Below are 16,052 nucleotides of genomic sequence, written 5' to 3'. Positions count from 1 at the left end.
GACACACAAAAAAGCAGGCAATGTATGCCTGCTTTTTTATTTGAAAAGTAGTATTAAGTCTAGCTTAACTATCTTTCAGGTTCGTCGCTTATGCCTATGTTCTCTGCATGTAAGCCTTTTGGGCCTTGCTGAACTTCATAGGTCACTTCTTGACCTGCTTTTAAAGAACGATAACCGTCCATCTTAATCGTGGAGTAATGTGCGAAAATATCTTCTCCACCATCATCAGGGACAATAAAACCGAACCCCTTTGCATTGTTAAACCATTTGACTTTTCCGACCGCCATACATCTGCTTCCTTTTAATCCCTTGAACTGACACTGCTTAATCCCCACTATAAGTATAGTAAAGATAGGGCAAATCGACTGCATAACGTTTTACCCTATTTAAAATGTAGATATTTTAACCTACAAATGTCAAGGTCAAATTAATTTAATCGACAAAAATTGTAAAAAACAGCACAATTTAAGTCAAAACGGCACTATTATTTGAATATGAGCAAAGATAATACGATAAGCATAGATCACAACAAGCACTTAGAAGCGGTTAAAAAGAAAGTTGAACCGCCTCCGATGTACAAAGTTTTGATCAATAACGATGATTACACACCGATGGATTTTGTTATCGAAGTGTTGATGCGCTTTTTTAATATGGACGCAGAAAAGGCCAGTCAGCTAATGTTAACTGTCCATTACCGTGGTCGCGCTGTTTGCGGTGTTTATACAGCTCAGATCGCCGAAACCAAGGTGATGCAGGTCAATCAGTATGCCAGAAAGCATCAGCATCCATTGATGTGCAGTATGGAACAAGCATAAACGAACTTAACTACGGTTAAATGTCTTTAGCTAAAGTTTTTATGCCGCTGATCGCACAAAACATTTGATTTTAACCTTTGAATCAGAGAGTCTGATTACGAAGAAAGATGTGAAAATGGAGGCTTTAACCACTGAAATGTTAGTTTCTAAACAGCGTTTTTGTGGCTAATAAACTGATCAATAAGGTTTTATCCGTATTCCAGATAAAAATCAGCGTCAGTTTACTTCAGGGTTAACTAACCAACCCGATTTTAGGAGGGTATAAGTATGTTGAATAAAGATTTAGAGCAGACCCTTAACGAAGCGTTTATATTTGCCAGAGAGCATCGTCATGAGTTTATGACGGTGGAACATCTGTTACTAGCGCTTTTAGATAACAAAGCCGCCAGAGAAGCTCTCAAAGCTTGTGGAGCAAATATTGAGTCAATAAAAGCTGAGTTGGTCGATTTTGTCAAAGACACGACTCCGCTAATCTTAGAAGATGACACTAGCGACCGTGAAACGCAGCCCACTTTAGGGTTCCAGCGAGTGCTTCAGCGCGCGGTTTTTCATGTGCAGTCATCTGGCAAAGAAGAAGTGACAGGTGCCAATGTTCTGGTAGCGATTTTCAGTGAACAAGAATCTCAAGCGGTTTATATTTTGAAAAAAACCGATGTCACACGCTTGGATGTGGTTAATTTCATATCCCATGGTGTGAGTAAAAATGATGAAGAATCCAGTATTGAAAACCAAGAAGAGACTGTCGAAGGTGAAGAAAATACCTCGGTGCTTGAAAAATATTCTTCCAATTTAAATGTTCTGGCCAAAGCGGGTAAAATTGATCCTCTTATCGGTCGAGATGCTGAATTAGAAAGAACCATTCAAATTCTATGCAGACGACGCAAGAATAATCCACTACTAGTGGGCGAAGCTGGCGTCGGTAAAACCGCCATTGCAGAAGGTTTAGCGTATCGCATAGTGAATAACGAAGTACCTGAAGTAATAGCTTCATCAACAGTCTACTCATTAGATTTAGGTGGATTATTAGCGGGAACTAAATACCGTGGTGACTTCGAAAAACGCTTGAAAGGTATTCTTAAAGAGCTGAGTAAAGATGACGATGCTATATTATTTATCGATGAAATTCATACCATCATAGGTGCAGGTGCCGCATCAGGTGGTGTTATGGATGCATCTAATTTGTTGAAACCTAAGCTTAGCAGTGGCGAGCTGCGCTGCATCGGCTCTACTACTTATCAGGAATACCAGGGTATTTTTGAAAAGGACAGGGCGCTTGCACGACGTTTCCAAAAAATTGATGTGGCAGAACCCAGTGTGGCTGATACCACGAAAATTCTTATGGGGTTAAAAAGTCGCTATGAGAAACACCATAGTGTGCGCTTTACTAATCAAGCGATTAAAGCGGCCTCAGAGCTCTCTGCTAAGTATATAAACGAGCGTCACTTGCCTGATAAGGCTATTGACGTGATCGATGAAGCAGGAGCTTCACAGCGCTTATTACCCGTATCTAAGCGACGTAAAACGATTGGTGTAGGTGAAATAGAGCACATTATTGCCAAAATGGCCCGTATTCCTGAAAAGTCAGTATCAGCTTCTGACAAAGAAACACTGAAAAATCTGACACGGGATTTGAAATTAGTCGTGTTTGGACAAGACCAAGCCATTGAAACCTTATCTGATGCGATTCGTTTGTCTCGTTCAGGTTTGGGAATTGAAACTAAACCTATTGGTAATTTCATGTTCGCTGGTCCTACAGGTGTCGGTAAAACAGAAGTTACTCAACAATTAGCCAAAATTATGGGTGTAGAGTTGGTCCGCTTTGACATGTCTGAATATATGGAACGCCATGCGGTCAGTCGATTGATTGGTGCTCCCCCAGGCTATGTAGGCTTCGATCAGGGGGGCTTGTTAACGGATGCCGTGATTAAAAATCCTTACTGTGTTGTGTTGCTTGATGAAATTGAAAAAGCCCACAGTGATATTTACAACATTTTGCTACAAGTGATGGATCACGGAACCTTGACCGATAACAACGGACGCAAAGTTGATTTCCGTAACGTGGTTTTAGTTATGACCACGAATGCCGGTGTGCAAGAAACCATTAGAACGTCGATTGGTTTCAAACAGCAAGATCACAGCTTTGATGCAATCAGTGAAATTAATAAAATATTTACGCCGGAATTTAGAAACCGTTTAGATGGGATCATTTGGTTTAATCACCTTGAGTCAGATGTCATTCTTCAAGTGGTGGATAAATTTATTATTGAGCTGCAAGTACAGCTGGATAACAAAGGTGTGTCTATGGAGATTGACGATGCAGCTCGTAATTGGATTGCAGAAAAAGGTTACGACAGAGCAATGGGCGCGCGTCCAATGGCCAGAACTATGCAAGAGTATGTGAAGAAAAATCTAGCTAACGAATTGCTATTTGGTGAGTTGGTGAATGGTGGTAGTGTTAAAATCACCATGAAAGACGATAAGCTTAAGTTTGATTATTCTAATCAAAGCTCTAAACAAGCCAGTAAAGTGTAATCGTTTAAGTTACTAGTTGTTGCTAGTCCAGATAAACAAAAACCCAGCTAGGCTGGGTTTTTTTATGCTCAATTAGCAAAAGGAACGTCTCTTATCTGGCGCGATAAATGATACGGCCTTTTGTTAGGTCGTAAGGAGTCATCTCAACTGTTACTTTGTCGCCAGTTAATATACGTATATAGTTTTTGCGCATCTTTCCTGAGATGTGCGCAGTGACGACGTGTCCGTTTTCTAATTCAACCCGGAACATAGTATTAGGAAGTGTGTCCAATACGGTACCTTCCATTTCAATACAGTCTTCTTTCGCCATGTAAGTTGTTTACCTCAATTAATAAGTGTCAAAAATGCCGCGCAGATTTTGCCCAATATAAGAGCAAGAGTAAAGGACCTAAGTGCTTTTTTTTGTGATTAATTGCCATTTATTGTCAATAAAGCGCTGGTGAGGGTAAAAATTAGCCTTGTAGCTCATTTTTTGACAGGCATCTATCTGATATCCCAAATACAAAAATGTTTTATTATTGAGCTTGGCTTGTTCAATTTGTTTGATAATTGCGTAAGTTCCAATGGACCGATTGGTGAATTCAGGTTTGAAAAATGTATAAAGAGCGGAAAAACCGTCACTCAAAACATCGGTAACAGCAACACCTATTAAAGTGTCATCTAAGTGGAATTCAATAAAAAGAGTGTCTAACCAATCACAGTCGATGAATCCATCATATTGATTTTTGCTTGCAGGAAACATGCTACCGTCGTTATGGCGTTGATTAATATATTGGGCGTAAATTGGATAGTACTCAGGTTTATTTTTCGAGCTGGTAAATACTTGAATATCGGAATTCTTATTTATAATTCGCCGTTGGCTTTTCGACGGTAAAAAGTTATTAGCTGGAATTCTAATTGATTGGCATGCGTTACATTGGCGACAATGAGGGCGGTAAATTTGATCACCGCTACGGCGAAAACCCTGCCCAAGTAAATAATTGTATTGGTTATCCAGTTCATCATCAGTGTCTGTCACTAGCACTAGCAACTGTTCTTTCTGCTCGGCTAAATAACTGCATGGAAATTGTTGAGTTAGTCCAAATTTCATGTTCATACCGACAACACCCGAGGAGTCCACGAGTTAGATGTTTGTTTTTCTGCCGCAGAGGATAATAATCTTAAAAAAGTCGCTCTGGGTATCTCTTCACAACCTAAAGTGGCTAAGTGGGGGTTTTGCATTTGGCAATCTATAAGTTCTACACTATTCGTTCTCATCAGATTAACTAAATAGTGAAATGCGACTTTAGAAGCGTTGGTTTGTAGGCTAAACATGGATTCCCCGCAAAAAACATTATTGACGAAAACACCATATAAACCACCAATGAGTTGTTTATCATTCCACACCTCAATAGAGTGGGCGTAACCGGCCTTATGCAGCGCTTTGTATGCGTTTATCATATGCGCTGTTATCCACGTACCACTGTCTTTACGAGGCGCATTGGAGCAAGCATCGATAACATCATTGAAGCGTTCATTAACTGTTACCTTTGGATTGGTCTTGCGGATATGTTTGAGTAAGCTTTTGCTGCTTTTGTATTTTTCAGTGAAAACAACCCCTCTAGGATCTGGGCTCCACCAAAGAATAGGTTCTCCTTCAGAGAACCACGGGAAAATTCCGTGCTGATATGCGCTGACTAAACGTGCAACACTCAGATCCCCTCCAAATGCCAGTAATCCATTAGGATCAGCTAGTGCCCCGTGAGGGGAAGGAAAGGTTACGGAAGCGTCAAGCTTATGCAGCGAAATCATTTACTATATATTCTCATACACAAGCTTGACGTGTTTTCCTTAATTTTCTAATGCATCCAAGAATTTTTCTGCATCTAACGCGGCCATACATCCTGTACCGGCAGATGTAATTGCTTGACGGTAAACATGGTCGCATACGTCTCCAGCGGCAAATACACCTTCAACGCTAGTCTGCGTTGCATTACCTTCAAGACCGCTCTTAATCTTAATGTAGCCATCTTTCATATCCAATTCACCTTCGAATATGTCGGTGTTAGGTTTGTGTCCAATGGCAACGAACAAGCCCATAATATCAATTTCTTCAGTCGCACCAGAATTGACATCTTTGATACGCACGCCGGTTACGCCCATTTCATCACCTAGCACTTCATCAAGGGTTTTGTCGAGATGCATTACTACGTTGCCGTTTTTCGCTTTTTCAAACAAACGATCAGACAATATCTTTTCACTTCTAAATGAATCACGTCTGTGAATAACATGAACTTCTGACGCAATATTAGATAAATATAAAGCTTCTTCAACGGCAGTATTACCACCGCCGATAACCGCTACTTTCTGGTTACGATAAAAGAAACCATCACAAGTAGCACAGGCTGAAACCCCTTTACCCATAAATGCCGTTTCAGATTCCATACCCAAATATTTGGCTGATGCGCCAGTTGCAATAATCAGAGCGTCACAAGTATAAGTGCCGTTATCACCTTGAAGTGTGTAAGGGCGTTTAGACAGGTCAGTTTTATTAATGTGATCGAAAATGATTTCAGTATCAAATTTTTCAGCATGTTTTTGCATTCTAACCATGAGATCAGGACCGGTTAATCCCTCAGGATCGCCGGGCCAGTTTTCAACTTCTGTTGTAGTGGTAAGTTGTCCGCCTTGCTGAATCCCTGTAAGTAGTACCGGATTTAAGTTTGCTCGTGCAGCATAAACCGCAGCAGAATAACCTGCTGGTCCAGATCCCAAAATCAAAAGACGTACGTGTCTAACATCAGACATATTTAGTTCTCCAAAAGTAGTCAGGATTGAACCAATCCATCTGACCAAAAAATTAAATAAAAAGTGTTTCTAAACATATGGATTTTTTAACTAGATTCAACGGTCAAAAAATTATTTAGATCAAATATTTTAAGTTTTAAGCAAACCTTAATAAAAAGTTCTGATTAATATTCACTTAATGGGCAAATAAATAATCATCGTTTTTATATTATTTATCTATTTTACGTGGTTTTGCCCGTTGTTTTATCCTGAATTCTACTATTTCGTTAATTTATTTTGGTAAAATTAGCGATTAAAGATTATTCTTATAGTTACCAGTAGTTAATCAATCTGCAAGGATTCAAATGTCCCAGAGCATGACCGGAATTTTCAAAGATGGTCAAGAGTATATGAAAACTTGGCCGATGGAAAAGCAGCTGAATGCACTTTTTCCAGAGTATCGTGTGATTAGCGCTACTAAATTGTCGATTACAATTATGCCCCCCATCGCTGTATTGAGTGCGTTTTCTATTATTAATTTTTATGGTGATATTTTCATACCTCAGGGAATCGCCATTGGTGCATTTTTTCTTAGTCTTCCTCTGCAAGGATTAATGTGGCTTGGTCATCGTTCTAACCAAACTCTTCCTCCTGCCTTACGGGCGTGGTATCAAGAAATTCATCATAAGATGCAATTACAAGGGGTGACCGTTAGCCAACAACGGGCTAAACCTCGTTATAAAGAACTGGCGAAATTATTAAAAACTGCCTTTAAAGAACTTGATAAAGTGTTTACAAAGCAGTGGTTTTAGTAGCTTTTGGATTATTAATTTAATTGAAAATCAGGTTATTTCTAGCAACTCTTGTTGGCACTTCCGGCAACAATAAATCTGTTGTTTGTTAACCACCTTGTTATGCCTTCTCAACGTCAGCTTAACTGTCCCGCACTGACACTTATAGTCAAACATTTTACCTTGGGTCTTGGTTGTGTCCATTTTATGTCTTACCGTTGCGGGTAAGTTGAACACATTATTCATAATTGATTGCCATTCAATACCATGGGGTTTCACACGTTTGAATAACTGGAATGTAATGATGTGAGCAACTTCGTGAGGAATCACAGTAACAAGAAACTCGTCAAAATTATCCATCAATAAAGTGCTATTGAGCTTTATCAGGTTTTTTTGTAAGTGAGCCGTTCCTGCTATATTTCCCCGTTGATTAAACATCAGAGTAGGGGCTACAAACTTTCGATGAAAATAAACTTCAGCCATTTGAATACAGTCTAATACTCGCTGCTGAATTATTTTTTGTTGTGCAAAACTGATCATTTAATTGAAATTGTTTTTAGGTGCTTATTTGAGTGTAGAGGTGATGATTAATGGCCTAACTAGACCATTAATCATCGAGAGGATAATAGAGGTTAGTTTATTTCACAAGCTAAACAATGAGCATAAACACCATTAGGATCATTCAATTTTGTGACGGCATCTACCTCTTCAACTAGTTGTTTAACAAAGCCAGCTAGCGCAGAATCTTTTTTGGCGAAGCTGCCATGTCCAATTGTTTGAGAAGCTTGCCCTAAGAATTCTTTCCAGAATTTTTCACTAGGGCTTAAATCTCGTTCGACATATTTGGTTTCGTAGTTTTCCAGTTTCGCTAAATCTGCCGCAGCGGAAACGGCATCATCTAAAAACCCTAGGTTATCAACTAAACCCAATTCTTTCGCCGTTGCCCCAATCCAAACTCTACCTTGGGCAATTTTATCGACAGCTTCCACCGTCATGTTTCTTTCCTTGGCAACTAAGTTAAGAAATTCTTGATAACCATGATTTATGCTCATTTGAATAACTCGGCCAACTCTTGGGTCAAGCGCTCTTGTCACGTTCAATCCAGAGAAGTCCGTTGTACCCACACCATCAGAGTGAATGCCCAGATAATCAAGGGTGTTTTCAAAGGTCATAAACATGCCATAGATCCCAATAGAGCCAGTAACGGTGCTAGGCGCTGCCCAAATCTCATCCGCAGCGGCTGAAATCCAATAGCCACCTGAGGCACCGTAAGTGCTCATTAAAGCTACCACGGGTTTATTTGCTGCTTTTAGGTTTTCAATTTCTTGGCGTATGATTTCAGAGGCAAATGCGCTGCCCCCAGGAGAGTCTACATACAATACTACAGCTTTGACCGAGTCATCTAATCGGGCTTTGCGAAGCAACTCAGCAGTACTGTCACCGCCGATGTCACCGGCTTTTTGTGTGCCGTTTAAAATCGAACCTTTGGCGACCACGATTGCAACATGGTGAACATCAACCTTTGGAAGGTGATAAATGGGTTTAATCACTTTTAGATAATTGTTTAGGCTTATTTGACTAAAACTCTTATGGTTTTTGTCTTCGCCCACAATATCAATTATTTCTTGTCTTATAGCTTCGCGAGTAGGCAATCCATCTACCCAACCGTTTTCCAGTGCGTAGGCTGCAAAATCACCATCAACTTGTTCAAATTTGAGTAAAAATTGATCTAGATTTTCATCAAAAGCACTAGTTGATAGGTTACGTGCTGCAGCAACATCTGCTTTGTATTGATTCCAAAGCACTGTTAACCAAGCTTTATTTGCCTCTTTTGCAGATTCAGACATGTCATCGCGAATGTAAGGTTCAACAGCTGATTTATATGTGCCTACCTTAAACACATGAGTTGTCACTTTTAATTTTTCTAAGGCCGCTTTGTAATAGGTTGGGTAACGTCCATAACCCTCAAACATCATCGCGCCCATAGGGTTCATGTAAACTTTGTCGGCTTTACTGGCTAGGTAGTACTGACTTTGAGTATAGAAATCTGCAATGGCATAAACAGGCTTTCCACTTTCTTTAAAGTCATCAATGGCCATTGCCACTTGCTTCATTTTATCCATGCCTACATTGCCCATACCTTGAAGTTGCAGAATCAAGGTTTTAACGCGATTATCATGTTTGGCATTTTCTAACGCGAACAGCACATCCTTTAATAACACTTCTGGATTTTCTGGCTCTTGACCAAAAGCCTCTTCCAAAAATTTGTTCATTGGATCAACATAGCGTTTCTCAATCACAATATCGCCTTCAATATTGAGAACTAATGCTGTACTTTTAGGAACCAACACTTTGCCATCATCTTTCATTAGCATCGCAATGAAACCGATAGCCAAAATAATAAAGATAATATTAAAAAATGCTTTTCGACAGAAATTTAAAACTGTCCAGATTCCAACAAAAAAAGATTTAGTCCAACTACTACCATTTGCCATATAGAAATTCACCTGAAATTGTACAATTTGCTTATCCTAACGAATTTTAATAATTAAGCGACAATACAAATGTAATTTTTTATGAATGAAATGACTTTTGTGGTCATTGTGCTCAATTAAACGGCAAAAGATTCGAAACCTCGGGCGCTTAAGCTTTAACGATAATTTAATTCACAAGGAAATTCAGTTTGCAGTTGCAGTAAAACAGTGAAGTTTGCATACTAATATATCAATTCTGATTTAGTCACTGGGTTAATATGCAAGCTATTGAATTATTGTTAAACAGACGCTCTCAACCAAGATTGAAAGGGCCAGCCCCTCAAGGTCAGCAGCTTGAAATAATTATGCAGGCAGCATTGCGCGCGCCTGATCATGCCGGTTTAACACCGTGGAAGTTTGTTGTTTGTCAGGGAAGGGGCCTAATTAAGTTAGGTGAGATTTTCGAAGAAGCGGCAATTAATGAAGATCTAGATGAAAACCAGATTAAACGGGCACCACAAATGCCGCTTCGAGCTCCTATGGTTATTGTCGCTATCGCCAAATACTCAGAGCATGAGAAGGTGCCATGGATTGAACAAGTTGCTTCCGCTTCGTGTACCGTCCATGCAATGCAAATGGCTGCGGTAGCACAAGGTTTTGGCGGTGTATGGAGAACAGGAACATTCGCTCAAAATGAAGATGTTAAATGTGCATTTTTCTTAGAAGAAAAAGATGAAATTGTCGGTTTTCTCTATTTAGGTACGCCTACAACAGAAGCGATGCCAGCCCCGCAGCGCAGCAGCAGTGATTATTTTGAGTTTTGGAATTAGTTACTCAGACCATAATTTTGCCTAAGCGCTAAACGACTGAAAGAAAAAACGCCCCATTTTGAGGTGGCCCTCAGTAATTGGATTGTCCAACTATTGAGGCCTCGTTAGATTTGGGGCGTTTTAGATGGCTAGATAAAAAGCTATTTATTCGACATTAAATGTCATGCCTGCTTTGTCAATTAATCGGCTGATCAATTTATCTCCCATTGCTGGCGCCGTAGTCCAAATACCACCTTTCACCGTTAGCTCATCCTTAGCAAGGCAAACGGCAGACTCCGAAATCATTTTAGAGGTCGTGCCATAGCCCGGGTCCATGTTGCCTTTTACTGAAACAGTTAACTGATTTTGGTTTTCTTGAGCTGAGAAAATAACATCAAAAAAGCCTGCTTCACGTTCCTCTTTACTTGGCCCTTCACCAGGTTTTGGTCCTTCGTCACTGGCCATGCTTTTGTCTGCAGCAACGTGATCTGCAATTGCTTTGCCTTTTTCACCAGGGCCGGTAAACATCATTTCGTCGTATACAAAATCCTCGCCATACTGATGGGATAATAAATAATTTGAACGATGTATATTCCGAGTATTGATTGCCGCCATAATAAAAGGAGCAGACCAACTATTAAACTCTTCTTCATATATAGGTTTATTACCCAAAGGCTGTTCAGGGCCGTTAAACGTCGGCGTTAGTGCAAATGGATTTAATAATACCTGCATTACCGATTTATCTTTTCTCGCGGCCGCCATGGTAGCTTGTAGACTGGCTTTAGTGCCACCAGAAAACGTACCTTTCATACCTCTTACGCGACCTTTAACTCGGCTAAAGGTATGGGAGAATTTTTCTTTTGCTTTTTGCTGAAGAAAATACACACCCAAGTCAAAGGGGATTGAATCGAAACCGCATGAAAATACGATTCTAGCGCCACTTTTTTCCGCGCTATCTTGGTGTGCGGCTATCATGTCATGCATCCATGTAGGCTCACCACACAGATCCACATAGTCGGTACCAGTTTGTGCACACAATGCGACTAAATCATTGCCATATAGCTGATATGGCCCGACAGTCGTTAACACTACTTTGGTGCTTTGTACAAGAGATTTCAGGCTGTCTACGTCGTTTGAATCAGCGATTATGCAATCTACATCGGAACTTAGGTTTAAGTTCGATTTTATTTCGTTTAGTTTGCTTAAGTTTCTGCCCGCGATAGCCCAGTTTAGATCTTGTTTGCTTGGGTAAGTTTTTGCTAAATATTCTGCAACGAGTTGACCGGTAAAACCTGTTGCGCCATATACAATCACATCATAAGTTGGTTTCGACATCATAATAGCTACTAATCATTTTCTAATTATAGGAAGCATGATAGTAAACAAAATAGATACAAATTAAGAGTTGATATGATTTATTAGCGACTATTGATATGGAGAATAGTTGATTTAAATAAGGGCTGATTGAAAAAGCCTTGCGGCTAGAAAAAGCAGAACAAAAGATTGGGGAAGGGCAGATTTAGGAATTAAAAAAGCACCATTGCTAAGGCTAGCAATGGTGCTCATTAAATTAAAACTGAAATTGAAACTTTATTTAGGGAACAGTAACAATCTTAAATGCGTTAGTAGAGCCTATGGTTTCCATTTCATCACCATAAGTCATAACAAAACAATCACCACTTTCAACGATACCTTTGCTTTTTAAAACATCAATAACGTCTTGTTTCAATTTACCCGGCTCACTGCCTCGAGAATCGAAATAAACCTGTTTGACGCCTCTGAACAGGGCCATAGTATTTAACGTTGATTCGTGTCTTGATAAGGCATAGATAGGCAACGAAGTAGTAATGCGAGACATGATTTTAGATGTGTTACCACTTTCGGTTAACGCTATCAAAGCTTTGATGCTAGCCAAGTGGTTGGCCGCATACACTGCTGAAAGCGCAACAGTCTCACTCACTGATGTGAATTTTTCATCGACGCGGTGTTTAGATATTTTAACGCTTGGGTGAGTTTCTGCACCTTCACATACTCGCGCCATAGCGGCAACGGTTTCAATGGGGAATTCACCGGCTGCGGTTTCGGCAGAAAGCATCACTGCATCTGTGCCATCTAATACCGCATTTGCCACGTCCATTACTTCGGCTCGAGTTGGCATAGGGCTGCTGATCATCGACTCCATCATTTGCGTAGCAGTGATCACTACCTTGTTCATTTGTCTGGAGCGGGAAATCAATTTTTTCTGTACACCAACTAACTCTGCATCACCAATTTCAACACCTAAATCACCACGGGCAACCATTACCGCATCTGATGCTTGGATAATGTCATCTATTGCTTCATCACTGGCGACTGTCTCAGCTCTTTCGACTTTGGCGCAAATAAGCGCTCTACAACCTGCTTCTACCGCAAGTTTACGAGCATAATCTAAATCAGCACCACATCTAGGAAAAGACACGGCAAGATAATCAACGTCCATTTGTGCGGCCGTTTTAATGTCTTGTTTGTCTTTTTCAGTTAACGCTTCTGCAGATAACCCGCCGCCGAGACGGTTGATGCCTTTATTGTTAGACAGCTTTCCACCTACGGTTACTTTGGTGAATACTTTTCTACCTACTACTTTTTCAACTAGCAGTTGAATTCTGCCATCGTCTAATAACAACAAATCATCAGGGTGCACATCATCTGGTAGGGCTTTGTAGTCAATTCCTACAGATTTTTGGTCGCCATCTTCTTTGCCCATTTCCGCGTCAAGAATGAACTCATCCCCGATGTTTAATTTAATTGGACCATCTTTGAATCGAGACACTCGAATTTTTGGACCTTGAAGATCACCAAGGATAGCAATGTATTTCCCCAATTTTTTGGCCACATCTCTTACAATTTTGGCTCTATTAATATGGTCTTCTGCAGTTCCGTGAGAGAAATTCATACGCACGACATTTGCGCCTGCCTTGATAATACCTTCTATCATTTCAGGGGTGTCTGTTGCGGGTCCAAGAGTAGCGAGAATTTTAGTACGTCTTAACATAGAGTTTAGTGTCCGACTTGGTTTGTTAAAAAATAACCTGAATTGGCGAATAAAAAGCCGATTTGTGCTTTTTCGGCAAATAATCTGACAGCAAACTCAGGTTTTTGTAATTTTATTACAAAATAGTAGTGCAAAGTTGCGTAAATGTGAATTAATTTAAGTAAATACTTTGATGAATATTAAATGACAGTCACTGTAAGCTACTCGTCTCGCTTTTCAAATCTAGACCCTCTGAGTGTATCTTTTACACGTTTTAGGTTTTCTCTAAACTTACCACCGCGTCTTAAAGTAAAGCCGGTAGCGAGAATATCAATTAGAATTAATTGCGCGATTCTGGATGCCATTGGCATGTACATGTCAGTATCTTCAGGCACCTCGAGTGATAAAACTAAATTACACTCTTTGGCTAACGGGCTATTTTTAGATGTTATCCCAACTACAGTTGCATCGTTTGCTCTGGCAATATGTGCGATCTCCACTAGGCTTTTTGTTCTGCCAGTGTGTGAGATCAATACGACTACGTCATCTTCAGTGCTGTTCATGCAACTCATACGTTGCATCAAAATATCTTCAAAATAGACAACGGGAACGTTGAATCTAAAAAATTTATTAAGGGCATCGTGGGCAACAGAAGCACTTGCCCCTAAACCAAAAAACGATATTTTTTGAGCTTGGGTAAGCAAATCAACGGCACGATTGATTGTATTGATATCAACTGATTGCCTTGCAACTTCTAATGACGCCATGGTTGATTCGAATATTTTTTTAGTATATTCCTCTGGCCCGTCATTTTCCTCTACATGTCGATTGACATAGGGCGTTCCGTTGGCAAGACTTTGGGCAAGATGCAGTTTGAAATCTGGAAATCCCTTAGTGTCTAGGCGACGACAAAACCGATTAACGGTTGGTTCGCTGACATCTGACATTTTAGCAAGTGTAGCTATACTTGAATGTATTGCTGTTTGAGGATTATCTAAAATTATATCCGCTACTTTTCTTTCAGATTTACTAAAAACGGATTTATTTTGTGTTATTTTTTCAAGAATATTCATCGGTGCATAAATCTTATTGTTTTGTTGCGACTTAGTTTAAACGACATTTAACACTACTTTTGTCGGTTTGTTACAGTAATTGTTGTAAGTTTTTACCAAATTAGCCAGCATTTTTTATAAGTTTTGTTAAAATAACCATATTATTTGTAATTAAACAAGAGACGTAATATGTTGTAATATTACAACATATAATGTTAAATTTTAGCTCAATTGTCATAATAAAACGTAATTCATTTGTTGTAATTACATTTTATTAGAGTTCATTCTTCTATATATAGGTCATTAAAATGGTGTTGGAAAATTCTATTGAACCGTGCGACTTTGTCCTTTTTGGTACTAAAGGGGATCTGGCCCGCCGTAAATTATTGCCGGCTTTATATCAGTTAGAAAAAGCAAATTTAGTCCACGCCGATTCACGTATCATCGGTGCGGCTCGTCAAGATATCAGCAACGAAGAATATGTTGAGGATGTTAAAGATAGTATCGTTGAATTTAGTGGCGAAGCCCTATGTGAAGATACTTGGAATCGTTTTTCAGAAAAATTAGATTATGTTTGTGTCGACATGAAAGACATAAACAGTTACCCATCGTTTAAACAGCATGTAGATAGATCGCGGACCATGGTTTGCTACTTAGCAACGCCACCTTCTATCTTTGGTGACATTTGTAAAGGCTTGCACAATGCAGGTGTTATCGATTCGAGTGTACGTGTTGTACTTGAAAAACCACTTGGTCATGATTTGAAGTCGTCAAAAGTCATCAACGATCAAGTTGCTGAGTTCTTCGACGAAAAACAAATTTATCGAATTGATCACTATTTAGGTAAAGAAACTGTTTTAAACCTTGTTTCATTACGCTTTGCCAATTCAATTTTTGCAACCAATTGGGATCATAACTGTATCGACCATGTGCAAATTTCTGTGGCTGAATCAGTTGGGATTGAAGGCCGTTGGGGATATTTTGATGAAGCTGGTCAAATGCGCGATATGGTGCAAAACCACTTGTTGCAAATCCTAACGTTGATTGCCATGGAACCGCCCGCAGTTTTAGATGCAGACAGTATTCGTGACGAAAAGTTAAAAGTGTTGAAAGCGCTTAGACCTATTACCGCTGCCAATGTACAAACAGATACTGTACGTGGTCAGTATGTAGGTGGTTTTGTAAAAGGCAAAGAAGTACCTGGCTATTTGGATGAAGAAGGCGCTAATACCAAGTCTGAAACAGAAACCTTTGTATCACTCAAAGTTCATCTAGATAACTGGCGTTGGGCAGGGGTTCCGTTTTACCTGCGTACTGGTAAACGTTTGCCAAGCAAAACCAGTGAAGTCGTTATTTACTTTAAACGCCAACCTCACAATTTATTTGGGGAAAGTTTTGCGCAATTACCACCTAATAAATTAACCATTCGTCTGCAACCTGATGAAGGTGTTGAAATTACCGTAATGAACAAAGTACCTGGGCTAACTAGTAGTGGTTCCATGGACTTGCAAAAATCGCGCTTGAACCTAAGTTTTTCTGAAGAGTTCAAAGATGACCGTATTGCCGATGCTTACGAAAAATTACTGTTAGAAGTGATGATCGGTAATCAGGCATTGTTCGTGCGTCGTGATGAAGTTGAACAAGCTTGGACTTGGGTTGACGGAATATTCCGCGCTTGGGGTGCCAACAATGATTTACCTGAACCTTATCAGGCTGGTACTTGGGGTCCAGTAGCATCAATAGCGCTGCTAGCTCGAGATAATCGTGCATGGTATGAATCGCGAATTGGGAAGAAAAAGTAAT

Annotated in this window: 15 protein-coding genes; 5 read left to right on the top strand and 10 right to left on the bottom strand. The window is 39.8% G+C overall.

What is annotated here, in order from left to right:
• Nucleotides 1-68: 68 nt before the first annotated feature.
• The gene (gene cspD / locus ABWV72_RS04645; protein ID WP_216047495.1) at nt 69-287 is read right to left on the bottom strand and encodes a cold shock domain-containing protein CspD; all 219 of its coding nucleotides are present in this window, start codon (nt 285-287) and stop codon (nt 69-71) included.
• 207 nt (nt 288-494) lie between these two features.
• Between cspD and clpS the strand changes: the two genes are divergently transcribed.
• Nucleotides 495-815 (top strand): ATP-dependent Clp protease adapter ClpS, encoded by a 321-nt coding sequence (clpS, locus tag ABWV72_RS04640; protein ID WP_303500961.1) that lies wholly within the window; start codon nt 495-497, stop codon nt 813-815.
• Between the two features lie 267 nt (nt 816-1,082).
• Entirely contained in the window at nt 1,083-3,347 is a 2,265-nt protein-coding gene (clpA, locus tag ABWV72_RS04635) for an ATP-dependent Clp protease ATP-binding subunit ClpA (RefSeq protein ID WP_216047493.1), read from the top strand.
• Between the two features lie 91 nt (nt 3,348-3,438).
• Here the strand turns inward: clpA and infA are convergent, their stop codons facing one another.
• From infA to trxB, 4 genes are all read right to left on the bottom strand, one after another.
• Nucleotides 3,439-3,657 carry a translation initiation factor IF-1 gene (gene infA, locus ABWV72_RS04630; protein ID WP_008844395.1) on the bottom strand — a complete coding sequence of 73 codons (219 nt, stop codon included), beginning with the start codon at nt 3,655-3,657 and terminating at the stop codon, nt 3,439-3,441.
• 78 nt (nt 3,658-3,735) lie between these two features.
• A complete protein-coding gene (locus ABWV72_RS04625) occupies nt 3,736-4,437 on the bottom strand; it encodes an arginyltransferase (protein WP_303500960.1) in 702 nt (233 codons plus the stop codon).
• 2 nt (nt 4,438-4,439) lie between these two features.
• Nucleotides 4,440-5,138 carry a leucyl/phenylalanyl-tRNA--protein transferase gene (gene aat / locus ABWV72_RS04620; protein WP_353368998.1) on the bottom strand — a complete coding sequence of 233 codons (699 nt, stop codon included), beginning with the start codon at nt 5,136-5,138 and terminating at the stop codon, nt 4,440-4,442.
• Between the two features lie 39 nt (nt 5,139-5,177).
• The gene (trxB, locus tag ABWV72_RS04615; RefSeq protein ID WP_342804488.1) at nt 5,178-6,134 is read right to left on the bottom strand and encodes a thioredoxin-disulfide reductase; all 957 of its coding nucleotides are present in this window, start codon (nt 6,132-6,134) and stop codon (nt 5,178-5,180) included.
• A 344-nt stretch (nt 6,135-6,478) separates the two neighbouring features.
• Between trxB and yfbV the strand changes: the two genes are divergently transcribed.
• On the top strand, nt 6,479-6,925 hold the full coding sequence (yfbV, locus tag ABWV72_RS04610) for a terminus macrodomain insulation protein YfbV (RefSeq protein ID WP_216047489.1): 447 nt from the start codon (nt 6,479-6,481) through the stop codon (nt 6,923-6,925).
• Between the two features lie 30 nt (nt 6,926-6,955).
• Here the strand turns inward: yfbV and ABWV72_RS04605 are convergent, their stop codons facing one another.
• Both ABWV72_RS04605 and sppA read right to left on the bottom strand, forming a co-directional pair.
• Complete coding sequence (locus ABWV72_RS04605; protein WP_216047488.1) at nt 6,956-7,444, bottom strand: SprT family zinc-dependent metalloprotease; 489 nt, start codon at nt 7,442-7,444, stop codon at nt 6,956-6,958.
• Nucleotides 7,445-7,536: 92 nt separating this feature from the next.
• Nucleotides 7,537-9,399, bottom strand: coding sequence for a signal peptide peptidase SppA (gene sppA / locus ABWV72_RS04600; RefSeq protein WP_353368995.1), 1,863 nt, complete (start codon nt 9,397-9,399; stop codon nt 7,537-7,539).
• Between the two features lie 257 nt (nt 9,400-9,656).
• Between sppA and ABWV72_RS04595 the strand changes: the two genes are divergently transcribed.
• Entirely contained in the window at nt 9,657-10,208 is a 552-nt protein-coding gene (locus ABWV72_RS04595; RefSeq protein WP_353368993.1) for an NAD(P)H nitroreductase, read from the top strand.
• Nucleotides 10,209-10,352: 144 nt separating this feature from the next.
• Here the strand turns inward: ABWV72_RS04595 and ABWV72_RS04590 are convergent, their stop codons facing one another.
• The 3 genes from ABWV72_RS04590 to ABWV72_RS04580 form a co-directional block, all read right to left on the bottom strand.
• On the bottom strand, nt 10,353-11,525 hold the full coding sequence (locus ABWV72_RS04590; protein WP_353368991.1) for a saccharopine dehydrogenase family protein: 1,173 nt from the start codon (nt 11,523-11,525) through the stop codon (nt 10,353-10,355).
• Between the two features lie 256 nt (nt 11,526-11,781).
• The gene (gene pyk / locus ABWV72_RS04585) at nt 11,782-13,218 is read right to left on the bottom strand and encodes a pyruvate kinase (RefSeq protein WP_216047484.1); all 1,437 of its coding nucleotides are present in this window, start codon (nt 13,216-13,218) and stop codon (nt 11,782-11,784) included.
• Between the two features lie 200 nt (nt 13,219-13,418).
• Nucleotides 13,419-14,270 (bottom strand): MurR/RpiR family transcriptional regulator, encoded by an 852-nt coding sequence (locus ABWV72_RS04580; RefSeq protein WP_216047483.1) that lies wholly within the window; start codon nt 14,268-14,270, stop codon nt 13,419-13,421.
• 287 nt (nt 14,271-14,557) lie between these two features.
• On the opposite strand from ABWV72_RS04580, the gene zwf reads away from it, so the two are divergent.
• Complete coding sequence (zwf, locus tag ABWV72_RS04575) at nt 14,558-16,051, top strand: glucose-6-phosphate dehydrogenase (protein ID WP_216047482.1); 1,494 nt, start codon at nt 14,558-14,560, stop codon at nt 16,049-16,051.
• Nucleotide 16,052 lies beyond the last annotated feature (1 nt).

Origin of the sequence: Aliiglaciecola sp. NS0011-25, from assembly GCF_040370605.1 — a bacterium.
In the GTDB taxonomy this organism is placed as follows: Bacteria; Pseudomonadota; Gammaproteobacteria; order Enterobacterales; family Alteromonadaceae; genus Aliiglaciecola; species Aliiglaciecola lipolytica_A.
The sequence above is the reverse complement of the archived record's forward strand: the minus strand, read 5'-3'. Positions and strand labels throughout refer to the sequence as shown.